Origin of the sequence: Pseudonocardia sp. ICBG162 (assembly GCF_020496225.1) — a bacterium.
GTDB lineage: Bacteria > Actinomycetota > Actinomycetes > Mycobacteriales > Pseudonocardiaceae > Pseudonocardia > Pseudonocardia alni.
Map to the genome: position 1 here is coordinate 310863 of NZ_JAHLJD010000019.1, position 16696 is coordinate 327558.

General features: G+C 76.5%; 12 protein-coding genes. 10 read left to right on the forward strand and 2 right to left on the reverse strand.

Annotated elements, in window-relative coordinates:
* The first annotated feature begins 2 nt into the window (after positions 1-2).
* From KPL60_RS19965 to KPL60_RS19975, 3 genes are all read left to right on the forward strand, one after another.
* A complete protein-coding gene (locus KPL60_RS19965; protein ID WP_226355588.1) occupies positions 3-836 on the forward strand; it encodes a DUF5134 domain-containing protein in 834 nt (277 codons plus the stop codon).
* Positions 833-2239 carry a PepSY domain-containing protein gene (locus KPL60_RS19970; protein ID WP_226355587.1) on the forward strand — a complete coding sequence of 469 codons (1407 nt, stop codon included), beginning with the start codon at positions 833-835 and terminating at the stop codon, positions 2237-2239. The genes KPL60_RS19965 and KPL60_RS19970 overlap by 4 nt, the downstream gene beginning before the upstream one ends.
* A 79-nt stretch (positions 2240-2318) precedes the next feature.
* Positions 2319-3212: an oxidoreductase gene (locus KPL60_RS19975; protein ID WP_226355586.1), complete on the forward strand. Its 894-nt coding sequence runs from the start codon at positions 2319-2321 to the stop codon at positions 3210-3212.
* A gap of 53 nt (positions 3213-3265) precedes the next feature.
* On the opposite strand, the gene mftD is transcribed toward KPL60_RS19975, so the two are convergent.
* A complete protein-coding gene (gene mftD / locus KPL60_RS19980) occupies positions 3266-4483 on the reverse strand; it encodes a pre-mycofactocin synthase MftD (RefSeq protein ID WP_226366804.1) in 1218 nt (405 codons plus the stop codon).
* 596 nt (positions 4484-5079) lie between these two features.
* Between mftD and KPL60_RS19985 the strand changes: the two genes are divergently transcribed.
* The 7 genes from KPL60_RS19985 (at position 5080) to KPL60_RS34770 (ending at position 15144) form a co-directional block, all read left to right on the forward strand.
* A complete protein-coding gene (locus KPL60_RS19985; RefSeq protein WP_226356667.1) occupies positions 5080-5961 on the forward strand; it encodes a LytTR family DNA-binding domain-containing protein in 882 nt (293 codons plus the stop codon).
* Between the two features lie 104 nt (positions 5962-6065).
* On the forward strand, positions 6066-7079 hold the full coding sequence (locus KPL60_RS19990; RefSeq protein ID WP_226366805.1) for a hypothetical protein: 1014 nt from the start codon (positions 6066-6068) through the stop codon (positions 7077-7079).
* Positions 7080-7268: 189 nt separating this feature from the next.
* The gene (locus KPL60_RS34765) at positions 7269-10382 is read left to right on the forward strand and encodes an LCP family protein (RefSeq protein ID WP_308016787.1); all 3114 of its coding nucleotides are present in this window, start codon (positions 7269-7271) and stop codon (positions 10380-10382) included.
* Positions 10383-10520: 138 nt separating this feature from the next.
* Complete coding sequence (locus KPL60_RS20000; protein ID WP_226355583.1) at positions 10521-11519, forward strand: ABC transporter substrate-binding protein; 999 nt, start codon at positions 10521-10523, stop codon at positions 11517-11519.
* A 54-nt stretch (positions 11520-11573) separates the two neighbouring features.
* On the forward strand, positions 11574-12575 hold the full coding sequence (locus tag KPL60_RS20005) for an iron ABC transporter permease (protein ID WP_226366806.1): 1002 nt from the start codon (positions 11574-11576) through the stop codon (positions 12573-12575).
* Positions 12572-13621: an iron chelate uptake ABC transporter family permease subunit gene (locus KPL60_RS20010; protein ID WP_226366807.1), complete on the forward strand. Its 1050-nt coding sequence runs from the start codon at positions 12572-12574 to the stop codon at positions 13619-13621. The genes KPL60_RS20005 and KPL60_RS20010 overlap by 4 nt, the downstream gene beginning before the upstream one ends.
* Positions 13618-15144, forward strand: a complete 1527-nt coding sequence (locus tag KPL60_RS34770; RefSeq protein WP_308016788.1) for an ATP-binding cassette domain-containing protein — start codon at positions 13618-13620, stop codon at positions 15142-15144. The genes KPL60_RS20010 and KPL60_RS34770 overlap by 4 nt, the downstream gene beginning before the upstream one ends.
* On the opposite strand, the gene asnB is transcribed toward KPL60_RS34770, so the two are convergent.
* Positions 15069-16682, reverse strand: coding sequence for an asparagine synthase (glutamine-hydrolyzing) (gene asnB / locus KPL60_RS20025; protein ID WP_226355580.1), 1614 nt, complete (start codon positions 16680-16682; stop codon positions 15069-15071). The genes KPL60_RS34770 and asnB overlap by 76 nt on opposite strands.
* Between the last annotated feature and the right edge of the window lie 14 nt (positions 16683-16696).

Below are 16696 nucleotides of genomic sequence, written 5' to 3' on the forward strand. Positions count from 1 at the left end.
CTGTGATCTCGTCGTTGCCGCTGGCCTGGGCCCTGACGGCGGTGTTCGCCGCCACCGGGTCCTACGCACTGGCCCGCTGGGCCGCCGCGGTCTCGGAGCGCCGCTCCGCCGCGCACCGCACCGCGGAGCTCGCGCACCTGCTGATGAGCGCGGCGATGGTCGTCATGACCTGGACCTGGTACGGCAGCGCCGGGCTGTGGACCCAGATCGTCCTGTTCGGCGTGCTGGGCGTGTTCTTCCTGGTCACCGCGTCGCGCGGGGTGCCCTGCGGGCCGTCGGGGCGGGTCGCGGGCGCGGCGCACGCGCTGATGGCCGCGGCGATGGTCTGGATGCTCGCCGCGATGCCGCTGATCATGGCCTCGCCGGTGGCGGCCGCGGGCGGCGGCGGTGCCCACGCCCACCACGGCGGCGACACCATGGACATGTCCGGGACGGCCCACGCCGCGGGCCCGGCCGGATGGGCGGTCGCGGTGACCGTGGCGCTGTGCGCCGTGCTGCTGGCCGCCGCCGGCTACTGGGGTGCCCGCGCGCTGAGCCACGACCGCGACGCCGGGGACCCGCTGACCCCCGACGACGCGTCCACGGCCGCTGAGGCGACCGACCTGGCCGCCTGCGACTGCGCCGACCCCGCGGCGGCCCCGCAGGCCGCGCAGGCCGCGCAGCCGGTGCCGGCCGAGGCGGCGGGGGCGGCGGGGGCGACCACCGCGCTCGCCGAGCGGGTCGGGGCGCCCGCGCGGCCGGCGGGCCGGCTCGGCGCGCGCTCGGACGCCGCCTGCCACGCCGCGATGAGCGTCGGCATGGTCGTCATGCTCGCGGCGATGGTGGCGGGCTGGTGAGCGCCGGCCTCGACACCCGGCCCGGGGCGCCCGTCCCGCCGCCGGAGCGGCCCCCGCTGTTCCGGGGCCTGAAGGGCCTCGTCACCCGGATCCACTTCTACGCGGGCCTGTTCGTCGGCCCGTTCCTGCTGGTCGCGGCGCTGACGGGGCTGCTCTACACGCTGTCGCCACCGATCGAGCGCTGGATGTACGCCGACGCGCTGACCGCCCCGGTCAGCGGCCCGGAGCTCCCGCTGTCCCGGCAGGTCGAGGCGGCCGTCGCGACCCAGCCCGGCCTGCCCGTCACCGAGATCCGGCCGTCGCGCGAGCCCGGCGCGACGACCCGGGTGTCGTTCGACGCCGACCTGCCCGAGAGCTACAGCCGCACCGTGTTCGTCGACCCGTACACCGCGCAGGTGCGGGCCACCCTCGACACCTACGCCGAGTGGCTCCCCGCCCGCGGCGTGATCGACAACCTGCACCGCTCGCTGCTGCTGGGCGCCCCCGGGCAGGTCTACACCGAGCTCGCGGCGTCCTGGCTGGCCGTGCTCACCCTGTCCGGCCTCGTGGTGCAGGTGACCCGCCGGGTACGACGACGCCGGGAACGGCTGCTGCCGCGGACCGGCGGGTCGTCGCGGTCGCGGCTGCGGTCCTGGCACGGCGCGGTGGGCGTCTGGGCCTCGGTCGGGTTCCTGTTCCTCGCCGCGACCGGCCTGACCTGGTCGCAGTTCGCCGGGGCCAACGTGGGCGCGCTGCGCACCGCCCTGGACTGGACGACGCCGTCGGTCAGCAGCACGCTGCCCGCCGCCGGTGGCGACGCGGCCGCGCCCGTGACGGGTGCCGCGACGGCACCGGTCGCCCCGCGGGCGGTCCCTGCCGTCGCCCAGCGGGTCCTCGACGCCGCGCGCGCCGACGGCCTCGTCGGACCGGTCGAGCTCACCCCGGGCGAGGCCGGGGAGGCCTGGAAGGTCCAGCAGACCGTGCGCAGCTGGCCGTCGCAGCAGGACTCCGTGGCGGTGGACCCGGCGACCGGGACGATCACCGACCGGCTCGCCTTCGCGGACTGGCCGGTCGCGGCGAAGCTCGCCCGCTGGGGCATCGACGCGCACATGGGCCTGCTGTTCGGCACCGTCAACCTGGTCGCGCTCGCCGCGCTCGCGTCGGCCGTGGTCGTGCTGGTCGTGTGGGGCTACCGGATGTGGTGGCTGCGCAGGCCGACCCGGCCGGACGGGTCGCGTGCGCTCGCCGGGCCGCCCGGGTCCCGCGAGCGGCCCTCCCCCGCCGCGGTGGCGCTGGTCGGGCTGGCCGCGGTGGCGGCCGGGCTGGTGCTGCCGGTGCTGGGGGTCTCGCTGATCCTCTTCCTGCTCGTCGACGCCCTGGTCGCGGCCCGGCGGGACCGGCCGGCCGCCGAGGTGGCGGGCTGACCCCTCCGGGGTGCGGGCGGGTGGGACCCGGCCGGAGCGGGTAGACCTGGACACCCGTTCCCCGTGAAGGAGTCACCCCGTGTTCCGGACCTCACCCGCCCCCTGGACGACGGCGGACATCCCGCCCCAGCAGGGCAGGACCGTGATCGTCACCGGCGCCACCAGCGGGCTCGGGCTGGAGACCGCCCGGGCCCTGGTGCACGCCGGTGCACGCGTCGTGCTGGCCGTGCGGAACACCACGCGCGGCGAGGAGATCGCCACCGAGCTCGGCGGGGCGGCGTCGGTGCGCCGGCTCGACCTGGCCGACCTCACCTCGGTCCGCGAGTTCGCCGCCGGGTTCGAGGGCACCGCCGACGTCCTGGTCAACAACGCCGGGCTGATGGCGGTGCCGTTCTCCCGCACCGCGGACGGCTTCGAGACCCAGCTCGGGGTCAACTTCCTCGGCCACTTCGCCCTCACCGGGCTGCTGGCCGACCGGATCACCGAACGCGTCGTGACGCTGTCCAGCCTCGCCCACCGGATGGGCCGGATCGGCATCGACGACCTGAACTTCGAGCGCCGCCGCTACGAGCGCTGGACCGCCTACGGCCAGTCCAAGCTCGCCTGCCTGATGTTCGCCTACGAGCTGGAGCACCGGTTCGTCGCCGCCGGGTCGCGGCTGCGGTCGATGGCCGCCCACCCGGGCCTGTCCTCCACCAACCTCATGGGGCGCACCGAGTCCTTCCAGGACACGATCATGTCGGTGTTCACCCCGCTGGTCGCCCAGCCGGCGCCGATGGGCGCGCTGCCGACGCTGTTCGCGGCGACCGTGCCGGACCTGCCGGGCGGTGCCTACATCGGACCCGACGGGATCGGCGAGGCACGCGGCAACCCGCGTCCGGTGGGGTCCACGGCGGCCTCGCACGACCGCCGGATGCAGCGGGCGCTCTGGGAGCGCGCCGAGGAGCTGACCCGGGTCACGTACCCGCTGTGAGCAGGCGGTGGTGCGGGGGCCCGGTCGCGCCGGGCCCCGCACCACCGGGTGTCTCAGAGCTTCGAGACGCGGGTGAAGTTCTCCGGGACGATCAGGTCGTCGCGGGAGAGCTCGTGGACCGACTTCTTGCCCAGGCCCAGCAGCGCCTCGTCGATCCCCTTGTAGAGGATCGAGAGGACGTTGGTGACCCCGCGCTCGCCCTGCGCGGCCATGCCCCACAGGTACGCGCGGCCGATCAGGACCGCGCGGGCACCGAGCGCGAGCGCCTTGACGACGTCGGCGCCGCGGCGGATGCCGCCGTCCATCACGACCTCGACCTGGTCCCCGACGGCATCGACGATCGCGGGCAGCGCCCGGATCGCGGCCGGGGTGCCGTCGAGGTTGTTGCCGCCGTGGTTGGACACCGAGACCGCGGTGGCGCCCGCGTCGACGGCGCGACGGGCGTCGTCGGGGTGCATGATGCCCTTGACCATGAACGGGCCACCCCACTTCTCGCGGAGCCAGGCGATGTCGTCCCAGGTCGGGAGCGGGGTCGTCCACCAGACGCCGTAGGCGCCGAAGAAGGTGGGGGCGTCACCGCCGCCGGGGGGCGCCATGTTCGGGGCCTTCAGGTCCGGGATCCTCCCGGATTTCGCCCAGTCCAACAGGTAGCGCGGCTTGGTGATCATCTCGGGCGCGAACTGCAGCGCGGCCTTGACGTCGACCTTCTCCGGGATGGGCGGGCTGCCCCAGTCGCGGCGGGTGGCGAAGGTCCAGTCCAGGGTCACGATGAGGCCCTTGGCGCCCGCCCGCTTCGCACGCAGGGCGCGCTCGAGGATGTCCTCCTTGGACCCGGCCCAGTAGACCTGGAAGAAGACCTTGTCGTGGACGGCACAGACGTCCTCGACGGAGCGGGACGCGAACGACGACAGGCCCATCGCCGTCGACACGGTCTGGTCGGGGTTGAGCGGGTTCTGGATGTTGGAGCTGTGCGCCGCCCGCGCGACGGCGACCTCGCCCTCCGGGTCGACGGCCTGGACGCCGGTCGGCGAGATCAGGACCGGGAAGTCGATCTCCTGGCCCATCACGGTGGTCTTCTGGTCCCGCTGCGGCGGCAGCCCCGCGATGTGCGGGCGGAATCCGAGCTCGTCGAAGGCGGCGACGTTGTCCGCCAGCGTGATCCCCTGCTCCGCGCCGGCGACCAGCGCGTAGTAGACCGACTTCGGCAGACGCTTGCGCGCCCGTCGCTGTGCCTCCGCGACCGTCTCGAACCAGTCCTTCGTGCTCGCCATGCCTGCCCCTTCGCAGTCGGAGGTTTGCGCCCGGCCACCGTCGGTCGCGGCCGGTCCGACACGCCGACCGGGTACGAGACGGTCCCACGTGGCGGGTCTCACGGCACGGTAGCGTTTCGGCACCGAGTGCCACAATGGCACCCGCCCGCAGCCCGTCCGATCGGCGGGGGAACGACCCTCCGCCCGACCAGCCACGACGCCGTCCCCGGCCCGTCCCACGGCCGGAGGACGCACCGCGTCCACGACCGGCTGCCACGACTCGTGACGCTCCGCTGTCACGTCCACTCCGACGGCCCACCCCGGATCGTGTGGAACGAGAGGCCGGACCGGCCGTCGGTGACGCTCCGCTGTCTCGATACGGTGTGCCCGCAGTCACCGGTCAGCGGGCGGTGTGCCCGCGGCAAGGAGGAGCCGTGTACAGCCACGCGCGGGGTGGGCACGCTTCGGGCGCGACGCCCGCCGGCCCGGTCGGCCACGTGCTGCAGCCCGGGTACGGCGCCGCGAGCAACCACCGGCCCATCGGGGTCCCGGGACAGCTCCGCGCCCCGGAGCCGCCGCAACCACCGCCTGCCGCCGCGGCGGGGACACGGCTCACCGTGCTCGCCGTCGACGACGAGGAACCGGCCCTGCTCGAGCTGGCGCACCTGCTCGGCGAGGACCAGCGGGTCGCGACCGTGCTGACCGCACCGGACGCCACCGAGGCGCTGCGCATCCTGCACGGCTCGCAGGCCGACGCGAACACCCCGACCGTCGACGTCGTGTTCCTCGACATCCGGATGCCCGGCCTCGACGGCCTGGAGCTCGCCCGGGTGCTGAACGCGATGGCCGACCCGCCGCCGGTGGTGTTCGTGACCGCCCACGACGACCGCGCCGTCGACGCCTACGAGGTCGGCGCCGTCGACTACCTGCTCAAGCCGCTGCGCACCGAGCGGCTGTCCGGCTCGCTGGACCGCACCATGGCGCTGCGCGCGGCCCGCCGGGCCGCCCCCGGCCCACCCCCGGCGCCGCCGCGCCACGGCGCCGAGCAGGGCGGCAGGCCCGACCCCGCGGCCGCCCGCCGGGGCGCCCCCGCCGCGACCACCGACGACGAGGTGGTGCCGGTCGAGCTGGCCGGCACCACGAAGCTCGTCCCCCGCTCCTCGATCCGGTTCGTCGAGGCCCAGGGCGACTACGCCCGGCTGCACACCAACGAGGGCAGCCACCTGGTCCGGATCCCGGTCTCGGTGCTGGAGGACCGCTGGGGCGAGGCCGGGTTCGTGCGGATCCACCGCGCCTACCTGGTGTCGCTGCCGCTCATCACCGAGCTGCGCATGTCCGGGTCGGGGTACGTGGTCCGCCTCGGCAACGGGCCGGGTGCGGTCGAGCTGCCCGTCAGCCGGCGGCACACCGCGGGCCTCAAGCGGATCCTGCGGGGACGTCCGCCGCGTCCGCAGCGCGGGCCCGAGGACGGCCCGGACGGACCCGTCGTCCCGCGCTGACGCGGGGCTCACGACCGCGGCGGGTCACGGCCCGTCGCGTGGCCGACACGCCCGGTCACCGTCCGTACTGCCGTGCGCGATCCTGTCGCCTAGCCTGGTGACCGGTGTCCATCTCGGGTGAGTCCTCGCACGTCCTGTCCGTCACGAACCGTCGCCGCCCCGCGCGTCGCACGCGTCCGCCTGCGCTGCTCGTGGCGCTGCTGACCGCGTGCGCGCTGGTCGCGGGCTGCTCCGCGAGCGCCGCCGCCCCCGCCCCGGCCCCGGCCGCCCCGCCGTCCCCCGCGCAGCCGGCGCCCACCTCCGCCGCGCCCGCGGTGCCGGAGCTTCCCGGTGGTGGCACCGAGGTCTTCCCGGGCCGCCGGATGGCCGCGCTCTACGGCCACCCGGGCACCCCGTCGATGGGGGTCCTCGGCGAGCAGGACCTGCCGCGCTCGATCGCCCGCGCGAAGGACCTCGCCGCCGACTTCCAGCCGCTCGTGCGCGAGCCCGTCGTGCCGGCGTTCGAGATCATCACGACGGTCGCCGACCGCGCCCCCGGCCCGGACGGCGACTACTCGGCGGAGATGAGCGTCGACGAGCTGCGGCCGTGGGTCGAGCAGGCCGGGAAGGCCGGCGTCTACGTGGTGCTGGACCTGCAGCCCGGGACCACCGACTTCCTGACCCAGGCCGAGCGCTACGCCGAGCTGCTCGCGCAGCCGCACGTCGGGCTCGCGCTCGACCCCGAGTGGCGGCTGAAGCCGGGCCAGCGCCACGGCGTGCAGGTCGGCTCGGTGACCGCGGCCGAGATCAACCGGACCTCGGAGTGGCTGGCCGGGCTGGTGCGGGAGAAGAAGCTGCCGCAGAAGGTGTTCCTGATCCACCAGTTCCGGGTCTCGATGATCTCCGACCGGCAGACCGTGGTCACCTCCCACCGCGAGCTCGCGACCGTGCTGCACGCCGACGGCTACGGCACCCGCCAGGAGAAGACCGAGACCTGGAACGCGCTGCACGCCGCACCCCGTCCGCCGGGTCTGTGGTGGGGCTGGAAGAACTTCATCGACGAGGACAGGCCGACCTTCACCCCGCGCGAGACCTACGCCGTCCGGCCCGAGTCACCCGTCTTCGTGTCGTACCAGTGACGGGTATGTCCACCCTGTCCGGCGCCACCCACCGGGGTGGGTGGCCGCTCACCGAGATCGTGATCACGGCAAGTACCCTCACCGGGACCCGAGCGCCGTCGTCGCCGCCGGGTGCGCAGGCACGTGCCGCGGCTCCTCCGCGCGGCACGGCCACCCCGCCCGTGCCGACCAGTGAAGGGGGTGCCCCGGGTGGACGAACGACCGCAGGAGGGCTCCCGCCCCACCGGTCCGGACCGGCCACGACGACCCGGCCCTCCCGAGCGCGCCCGCCGCGACGACCGCCCGCACCTGCGGGACGAGGCCCGGCGCGGCACCCCGCCCCGGGACCGCGGTGAGACCCCGCCGCCGAACGACCGTCGCGACACCCCGCCGCCGTCCGCCCGTGGCGGTGCCGCACCCCCGCCCGGCCCCGCCGGGCCCCCGGCCCCGCAGTCCGGCAGGCCCGGCGACCGCAGACCCCCGCAGTCCGGCAGGCCTCCCCAGGAGCAGCCGTCGGGCCCCCGGCGACGACCCGGTCCGCCCGCCCCCGGTGCGCCACGCCCGCCCGCCGGTGACCCGCGCCCCGGGACCGGTCCCGCGGCGCGTCCCGGTGGCAGGCCCCCCGGCCCGCCGGACGGTGCCGGGCGCCCCGCCGAGGACGAGTCCTGGCTCCCCCGGCGCGAGCGCGAGGCCCGGGCCGCGGCCCGGCGGGCCGCCGCCTGGTCGTCCCGCTCGACCCGGGACGAGACCCCGGGCCGTGGTGGGCACAGCGACAGCAGGCCCACCGACATCCGTTCCATCCGCGCGACCCGTCGTGGCATCGGTGAGACCGTGAAGGTCCCCGGCCGGCCGGACACCGCCGCGGAGCACCGGCGGCACCGCGCGTCCGAGCCCGACGCCCCGCCGGAGGAGCGCGACCGCGCGGCCCGGCTCAGCGGTGAGCTGCCGATCGTGCCGCGCCGGCCCGGCGACCGTCCCGGTGGCCCTGTCTCCGGCGGCGCAGCGTCCGGTGGCGCAGTGCCCGGCGGCGCCGCACCCGGTGGCGCAGGGCCCGGCGACCGTTCCGGTCGCGCGGTGCCCGGCGGCCGTCCCGGTGGTGCCGTGTCCGGTGGCCCCGTGCCCGGTGGTGCCGGTGCGTCCGCGCCCGCGGGTTCGCGCCCGGACGCACCGTCGCGCCCCGGGGGCCCCGCGGTGCCGAGCGGTCCGGGTCAGTCGGGTCCGGGCCAGGCGGGTCCGGCGTCGGTGCCGCCGGGTGGCCCCCGGCGCCCCGGTGAGACCCGTCCCGGCGGTCCCGACCCGCGCTCCGGCGGCCGCCCCGACACCGGCCCGCAGGCCGTACCGGGCCGTCCCGCCGCGACCGGGCAGCCCGGCGGCGCCACCGCGGCGCCCTCCGGTGCGCGGCCGTCCGGTGCCGTCCGCCCGGACGGCACCCCCGGCCGCCCCGACACCGGCCGACCGGACGGCCCGCAGGGACGCCCCGCCGACGCACGCCCGGCAGGTCCGGGCGGGTCCGCGCCGGAGGCCCCGCGCGACACCGCACGTTCCGCTCCCCCGCGGCCGCCGCACACCGGCCTCGCCGCCGGTGCCGCGGCGGGCACCGCCGCAGCAGGGTCCGCAGCGGCGGGAGGCTCCGTGGCGAAGGCCCGGGGTGGCCGCGGCGACGCGCGCGACGAGGACACCACGCTGTCCCCGCCCGCCGGCCCGTCGGCCGCACCCGACCCCGCGCGGCGCACCCTCGCCGCCGCGCTCGGCCTCACCGCGGCATCCACCCTGGTGCCCGGCAGCGGACACCTCGCGCTGCGCCGCCGTCGTACCGGTGGGCTGATCCTCGGCACGCTGGTCGCGATCGTCGTCGGGCTGGCGGCGCTGGTGCTCCTGGCCCGCCGCTCGACGCTGCTCCAGAACCTGCTGTCGACGACCACGCTGACCGTCATCGCGGGCGCGCTGGTGGTCGCCGGGATCGCCTGGATCGCCCAGGTCGCGCGGACCTACGCACTCGCCCGGCCGCGCGGGATGCCACTCGGCCGGAAGATCCTCGGCACCGGGACCGCGGCCCTGCTGTGCCTCACCGTCGCGGTGCCCTTCGGCTACGGCGTCGAGCTGGTGAACTCCCAGCGCGGGCTGCTGAACTCGCTGTTCCAGGGCGGTGGGACCTCGGCGGCCGAGGCGCTGGGCAAGCCCCGGCTGAACGTGCTGCTGCTGGGCAGCGACGCCGGCGACGACCGGACCGGTACCCGTACCGACACCATGATGGTCGCCAGCATCGACACCCGTTCCGGCCGGACGACGCTGTTCAGCCTGCCCCGCAACATCCAGCGGGCCGAGTTCCCGCCGGGCAGCCCGGCCGCGGAGAAGTTCCCGAACGGCTTCCACGACCCGTCGCAGCCGCTGTCGGGCGACTACCTGCTCAACGCCATCTACGCCTACGCCCAGCAGCACCCCGAGATCGCGCCGTCGGGGCCGACGTCGTCGCCGGGCATCAACCTGCTCCAGTCCTCGATCGCGTACATGACCGGCCTGCCGCTGGACTACTACCTCGAGGTCAACATGGCCGGGTTCTCCTCGATGATCGACGCCGTCGGCGGGGTCACCGTGAACGTCGGGCCCGAGCCGATCCCGGTCGGCGGCGTCACCGCGTTCGGCAGGCACGTCACCCCGGACCGCTACATCAGCCCCGGGGTGCAGACCCTGGGCGGCGAGGACGCGCTGTGGTTCGCGCGCTCCCGCCGCGACGGCACCGACTACCAGCGGATGGGCCGCCAGCGCTGCCTGATCCAGGCCGTCATCTCGCAGACGACCGCGACCGAGCTGATCTCCCGGTTCCAGAGCATCGCCGCGGTGACCCGGGACAACGTCGCCACCGACATGCCCCAGCAGGTGCTGCCCGCGCTGGCCGTCCTGGCCGACGAGGGGTTCCGGCTGGAGAGCGTCGCGTTCGACCCGTCGCTGCCGGACCCGAACTCCTCGACGGGTTACTTCGTCACCGCCGACCCCGACGTCTCCTACATGCGCGAGGTCGTCCGCAACGCCATCGCCGACCCGGCCCCGGAGCCGGCGCCCGGGACCGCCCCGGCGCTCGCCGCCCCGACGACGCAGCCGTCCCCGAGCACGGAGTCGTCGCGGTCGTCCTCGGCGAGCGCGTCGCCGACCCCCGACCCCGCCGCGGCCCTGCCGCAGTCGGTCGAGGAGTCCTGCGCCGCGACCGGTGCGGCCGACGTCCCCGCCGGGGGCGAGCCCGGCACGTCGCAGGACCCGTCCGCGACCGGTTCGACCGGGGTCTCCGGCTCCGACCAGGTCGACGGCCTCCGCCCCGACCAGAACTGAGCCCCTGCCGCCGGGCCCGCCGTACCGGGGCCGCCCTGCGGCAGTTGTGGCGCAGACGGCTGCGGTCCGCTCTTCCGTTCGCCGCACCCGGGATGATGAAGTGAGGGTCACCTGTTCAGTGGAAAGGCGGCCCTTACCGTGCGTCGAACGCTCCCCCTGTTCGCCGGTCTGCTCACCGTGCTGATGGTGCTGGCCGGATGCGGCTCACCGGGACCCGCGCCCGCGCCCGGGACGGCTCCGTCCGGGGACGGCGCGTTCCCGGTGACGATCCCGACCGCGTTCGGCGACGTCACCGTCCCCGAGCAGCCCCGCCGGGTCGTCGCCCTGGGGTGGAGCGACGCCGAGACCGCACTGGCCCTGGGCATCGAGCCGGTCGGGGCCGCGGACTGGCTGGCCGTCGGCGGCGACGGCCTGGGGCCGTGGGTGCAGGCCCGCTACACCACCCCGCCGCAGATCCTCGGCACGCTCGAGGTCGACCTGGAGGCCGTCGCTGCGCTGGACCCGGACCTCGTCCTGGACACCCGGGCGTCCGGCGCCCGCGACCGCCACGACCGGCTGACCCAGCTCGGCGTCCCGGTGGTCGGCATCCCCGCCGGCGCCGAGAACTACAAGACGACCTGGCGCGACCAGCTCCGTATGGTCGGCGCCGCCCTGGGGAAGCCGCAGGAGGCGGCGCGCGCGCAGGCCGACCTGGAGCAGCGCTTCGCCGACGCCCGGGCACAGCACCCGCAGCTGCAGGGCGCCACCGTCGTATCCGGGGCCCGCAACACCCTCGGCGAGTACGCCGCCTACACCGGTGACTCCGGGCGGATCGCGTTCCTGTCCGAGCTCGGCATGGTCAACGCCCCGCAGATCGCCTCGCAGCGCACCGACGGCTTCTCCGTCCCCGTCTCCCGCGAGCGGATGAACCTGCTCGACGCCGACGTCACCGTCATGCAGGCGATCTCGAAGGACACCTCCGAGATCGCGGCCGACCCGCTGTGGCGGGCCGTGCCGTCGGTGGCCGCCGGGCGCGGCGTGCTGCTGTCGGACCGCGACGTGTCCCAGGCCTTCTCCAGTGCCTCGGTCGACGGCTGGCGCTACGCCCTCGACCGCACCGTGGGCCCGCTCGCGGACGCGGCGGCGAAGGCGCGGTGACCGCCCCGGCGACCACCGCCCCCGTCCCGCCCCCCGCCGGGCGCACCCGCGACCGTGCGGCGCCGGCGGTGGCCCGCCGCGGCCGGCCTGGCCGCTGCGCTGCTGACCGTGGCCGCGCTGAGCCTGCTGGTCGGGGCCCGGCCGCTCGCGCCCGGGTTCGTGTTCGACGTGCTCACCGGCGCCGTCGACCGGACCTCGCCGGAGGCGCTCGTCGTCACCGAGGTGCGGCTGCCGCGCACGGTGCTGGCGGTCCTCGCCGGGTCCGCGCTCGGCGTGGCCGGGGTGCTCGCGCAGGGCATGACGCGCAACCCGATCGCCGAGCCCGGCATCCTCGGGCTCAACACCGGCGCCGCGCTCGCCGTCGTGCTCGGGATCGCGCTGCTCGGCGTCGACACCCTCACCGGCTACGTCTGGTTCGGCTTCGCCGGGGCGGCGGTGGCGGCCGTCGTCGTCGCAGGGGTGGCCGGGATCGGCCGGCGCGGCAGCGTCTCCCCCGCGACGCTGGCCCTGGCGGGCGCCGCGCTCGCCGCGGGCCTGCAGTCGATCACCACCCTGTTCCTGCTCACCGACCCCCAGGCCTTCGACGACTACCGGTTCTGGCAGGTCGGCTCGGTCGCCGGGCGGGACCTGGGGATCGCCGCGCAGGCCGCGCCGTTCGTCGTCGCCGGGCTCGCACTGGCCCTGACCTGCGGGCCGCGGCTCAACGCGCTGGCGCTCGGCGACGACGTCGCCCGGTCGTTCGGCCGCGCGGTCGGAACCGACCGTGCCGTGTGCGGAGTGGCCCTGGTCGTACTGGCCGGGGCGGCGACCGCCGCCGCCGGACCGATCGCCTTCCTCGGGCTGGCCGTGCCGCACCTGGTGCGCCGCCTCGCCGGGACCGACCACCGGGTGGTGCTGCCGCTGGCGGCGCTCGCCGGGCCCGTCCTGCTGCTGGCCGCGGACGTCCTCGGGCGGATCGTCACCCCGCCCGGCGAGGTCCAGGCCGGGGTGGTGACGGCCGTCGTCGGCGCCCCGCTGTTCGTCGCGCTGGTCCGGCGGCGGAGGTTCCTGCGATGACCGCCGCGACCCTCGGCGACGACCCCACCGCGGTGCTGCGCCGGATCCGGGCCCGGTCCCGGCGCCGGCGCGCGACGGCCGGGCTCGCCGTCGCCGCGGCCGCGCTCGCCGCGTTCGTCGCCTCCCTCTCGGTCGGCGCGCAGGGCCTCGGCCCCGGCGACGTGCTGGCCGCGCTGGCCGGGCTCGGCACGCCGCGCACCGAGCTGGTGGTGCTGCGGCTGCGGATGCCGCGGGCGCTGACCGCGCTGCTGGTCGGCGCCGCGCTCGGCCTGGCCGGGGCGCTGTTCCAGCGGGTGCTGCGCAACACCCTGGCCAGCCCGGACGTGATCGGCGTGGGTGCCGGTGCCGCCGTCGGTGCGGTCACCGCCTCGGTCGTGCTCGGCCTGTCCGTCACCGGGACCTCGGCCGGCGCGGTCGTCGGCGCCGTCGCGGCGGCGCTGCTCATCAGCGTCCTGGCCCGCCGCGACGGCCTCGGCGGCACCCGCTTCGTGCTGGTCGGGGTCGGGATCGGGTCGGCGGCGATGGCCGTCGTCTCCTACCTGATGATCACCGCGTCGCTGACCACGGCGCAGCAGACGCTGGTCTGGCTGACCGGCAGCGTCACCGAGACCGGCTGGTCCACCGCCGTCCCGCTGGCGCTCGCCTGCGCCGTGCTCGTCCCGGCCGGGCTGCTGCTGGCCCGCGCGCTGCCCCGTCTGGAGCTCGGCGACGACACCGCGACCGCGCTCGGGCTGCCCGTCGGCCGGGCCCGGGCCGCGCTGCTGGCGGTGGCCGTCCTGCTGGTCGCCGCCGCGGTCGCCGCGGCCGGGCCGGTCTCGTTCGTCGCGCTGGTCAGCGGGCCGCTCGCCGCCCGGCTCGCCGGCCCCGGGCGGGCGTCGCTGCCGCACGCCGCCGGGGTCGGGGCCGCACTGGTACTGCTCGCCGACGTCGTCGCCCGCACCCTGATCGCCGAGGTCGCGCTGCCCGCGGGCGTCGTCACCGGCGCGATCGGCGCCCCCTACCTGCTGTGGCTGCTCGCCCGCTCCCGGACCGGAGGAATCCCGTGACCACGCCCGCCACCGCCCCCGCCGGGCCCGCGCTGGACGCCGACGACCTGGTCCTGCGCTACGACGAGCGCGTCGTCGTCGACGGTCTGACCGTGCACGTCCCGCCCGGCCGGATCACCGTGATCGTCGGCCCGAACGCCTGCGGCAAGTCCACCCTGCTGCGCGGGCTGGGCCGCATCGTCGCCCCGGCCGCCGGGACCGTGCGCCTCGACGGCACCGACCTCCGGACGCTGCCCGGCCGCGAGCTGGCCCGGCGGCTCGGGCTGCTGCCCCAGTCCCCGACCGCCCCGGACGGCATCACCGTCGCCGACCTGGTGGAACGCGGCCGGTCGCCGCACCAGGGCTGGTTCGGCGGCCGCGGCGACGCCGACGACGCCGCCGTCGCCGACGCGATGCGCGCGACCGGGGTGCTGGAGCTGGCCGACCGCCCGGTCGACGAGTTGTCCGGCGGTCAGCGCCAGCGCGTGTGGATCGCGATGGTGCTGGCCCAGGACACCGGGGCGCTGCTGCTCGACGAGCCGACCACGTTCCTGGACCTGCCGCACGCGGTCGAGGTGCTGGACCTGCTCGTCGACCGGAACCGGGAGCGGGGCAGCACGGTCGTCGTCGTCCTGCACGACCTGAACCTTGCCTGCCGCTACGCCGACCACCTGATCGCGATGGCCGACGGCGCGATCGTCGCGCAGGGCCCGCCCGCGACGACGATGACCGCCGACCTGGTGCGCCGGGTGTTCGGGATGGAGTCGCGGGTGGTGCCCGACCCGGTCGCGGGCACCCCGATGGTCGTCCCGGCCGGCCGGCACCACCCGCTCGCCGCACCGGGCACCGGCGCGGCCGACGGTTCCGGGATCCGGACCGAGGAGGAGCTGCGCGCCGTCGTCGCGGAGCCGCACCCGCTGGTCGCGGGCAAGTCCACCGACCGGGTCGACGAGGTCGCCGCCCGGTTCGTCGCCGCGTCGCCTCTGGTCTTCCTCGGCACCACCGCCCCCGACGGCACCGTGACGGTGACCCCGCGCGGCGACGCACCCGGTTCCGTGCGGGTCCTCGACGGCGGTCGCCGCCTCGCCGTCCCGGAACGGCCGGGCAACCGCCGCGTCGACAGCATGCGCAACCTGCTCGCCCGCGACGGCGTCGGCCTGACGTTCTGCGTGCCGCGCTCGGCCCACGTGCTGCGCGTGCACGGCCGGGCCCGGGTCACCCGGGACCCCGAGGTGCTGGCGCTGTGGGGGCCGTCCGACGCCGACGCCCAGGGCCCGGCGGCCCACCGGCCACCGCCGTTGGCGCTGCTGGTCGACGTGCACGACGCCTACGTGCACTGCGGCCGTGCGCTGACCGCGGCCGGGCTGTGGGATCCGGACAGCTGGGGCGACGGCCACGACACCCCCGGCCTGAAGGAACTCGCCGACGCGTCCCGCGCCGACCGGGCGGCCCGGGGCCGCCCTGCGGCTCAGGCCGTCGCGAACGCCCCGAGCACGTGGTCCGGCCGGATCCCGTCGAAGTGGGTGCGCCAGATCCCGTGGTAGAGGACCTCCTCCTCGCTGCGCAGCGGCCAGGAGTCGGACGGGTGCTCGGGCACCCCGTCGGTCACCCCGGCGTCGGCCGCGGCGGCGGCCTTGCGGGCGGCCAGCTCGGCGAGCACGGTGCCGGCACCGGAGCCGTCGCCGAACTGCTCCTTGCCGCGCCACAGCAGGTCCTCGGGCAGCCAGCCCTCGAACGCCTCGCGCAGGATCGCCTTCTCGGGGCGGCCGTCCGGGCACTGCTTCCACTCCGGCGGCAGCGCCAGCGCGGCCCGGACCAGGCCGGAGTCGAGGAACGGCTCGCGGGCCTCCAGCCCGAAGTACATGGTGGTGCGGTCGCAGCGCTGCAGGTTGAGGTGGTGCAGCTGCTCCAGCGAGCGGACCAGCTCGGCCTGCAGGGTGTCCGGGTCGGCGTATTCGGGTCCGTGGATGTAGGAGTAGCCGGCGAACAGCTCGTCGGCGCCCTCCCCGGTGAGCACGACCTTGACCTTCTTCGCCGCCTCGCGGGCGAGGATCAGGTTGGGCACCGCGCTGCGGACCAGGGCCGGGTCGTAGTGCTCGATCACCTCGACGGCGTGGTCGAGGGCCTCGGCGATGTCCTCGGGGGTCACCAGGATCTCGTGGTGGTCCGACCCGATGTGCGCGGCGACCTTGCGGGCCGCGATCAGGTCACCGGACTCCGCGGTCCCGACGGCGAAGGTGGGCAGCTGCTCGCCGCGGGCCCGGGCCTCCTGCGCGGCGATGGCCGCGACCAGCGCCGAGTCCAGGCCACCGGACAGGAACACGCCGACACCGACGTCGGACATCATCCGGCGGCGGACCGCGGACACCACGGCCTCGCGCACCCGGGACAGGTCCGCGTCGTCCCAGCCGGGGCGGATCGCGCGACGCGCCGGGCGGACCTCGACCGGCACGGCGTCGGCGAACCGCACCAGCCCCGACGACGGGCTCCACAGACAGCCGGGCGGGAACGAACGCACGTACGGGCGGTCCTCGGGGTCGAACGCGCGGAGCTCGCTGGCGAACAGCACCGTCTCCGAGGGGTCCGGCGCGGTGTACGGGACGTCGTCGCCACCGGTCTCGGTCGGCGGCACCCAGTACAGCGGCTTCACGCCGAACGGGTCCCGGGCGACGAGCCCGGCGCCGTCGGTGCGCCCCATGGCGACGGCGAACATGCCGTTGAGGGAGGCGACCGCGGCCTGGCCGTCCCACATCACCGCGTGCAGCGCGGCCTCGGTGTCGGACTTGGTGCGCACCGTGCCGTCCGGGAACGCCTTGGCGATGCGCTCGTGGTTGTAGATCTCGCCGTTGCCGACGATCCACGCGGTGCGGGCGGCGTCGGACATCGGCTGGTGCCCGCCGCTGACGTCCATGATCGACAGGCGCTGGTGGCCGAGCCAGGTGTTCCCCACGACCTGCACGCCGGTGTCGTCGGGCCCGCGGTGCGCCACCCGGGCGAGCATCCGCTCGTACTTCTCGGGGTCGGCGGGCTCACCGCCCGGCCACGCCGTGGGTCCACCGAACGCCGCCACGATCCCGCACATGGGCCCCATCGTCG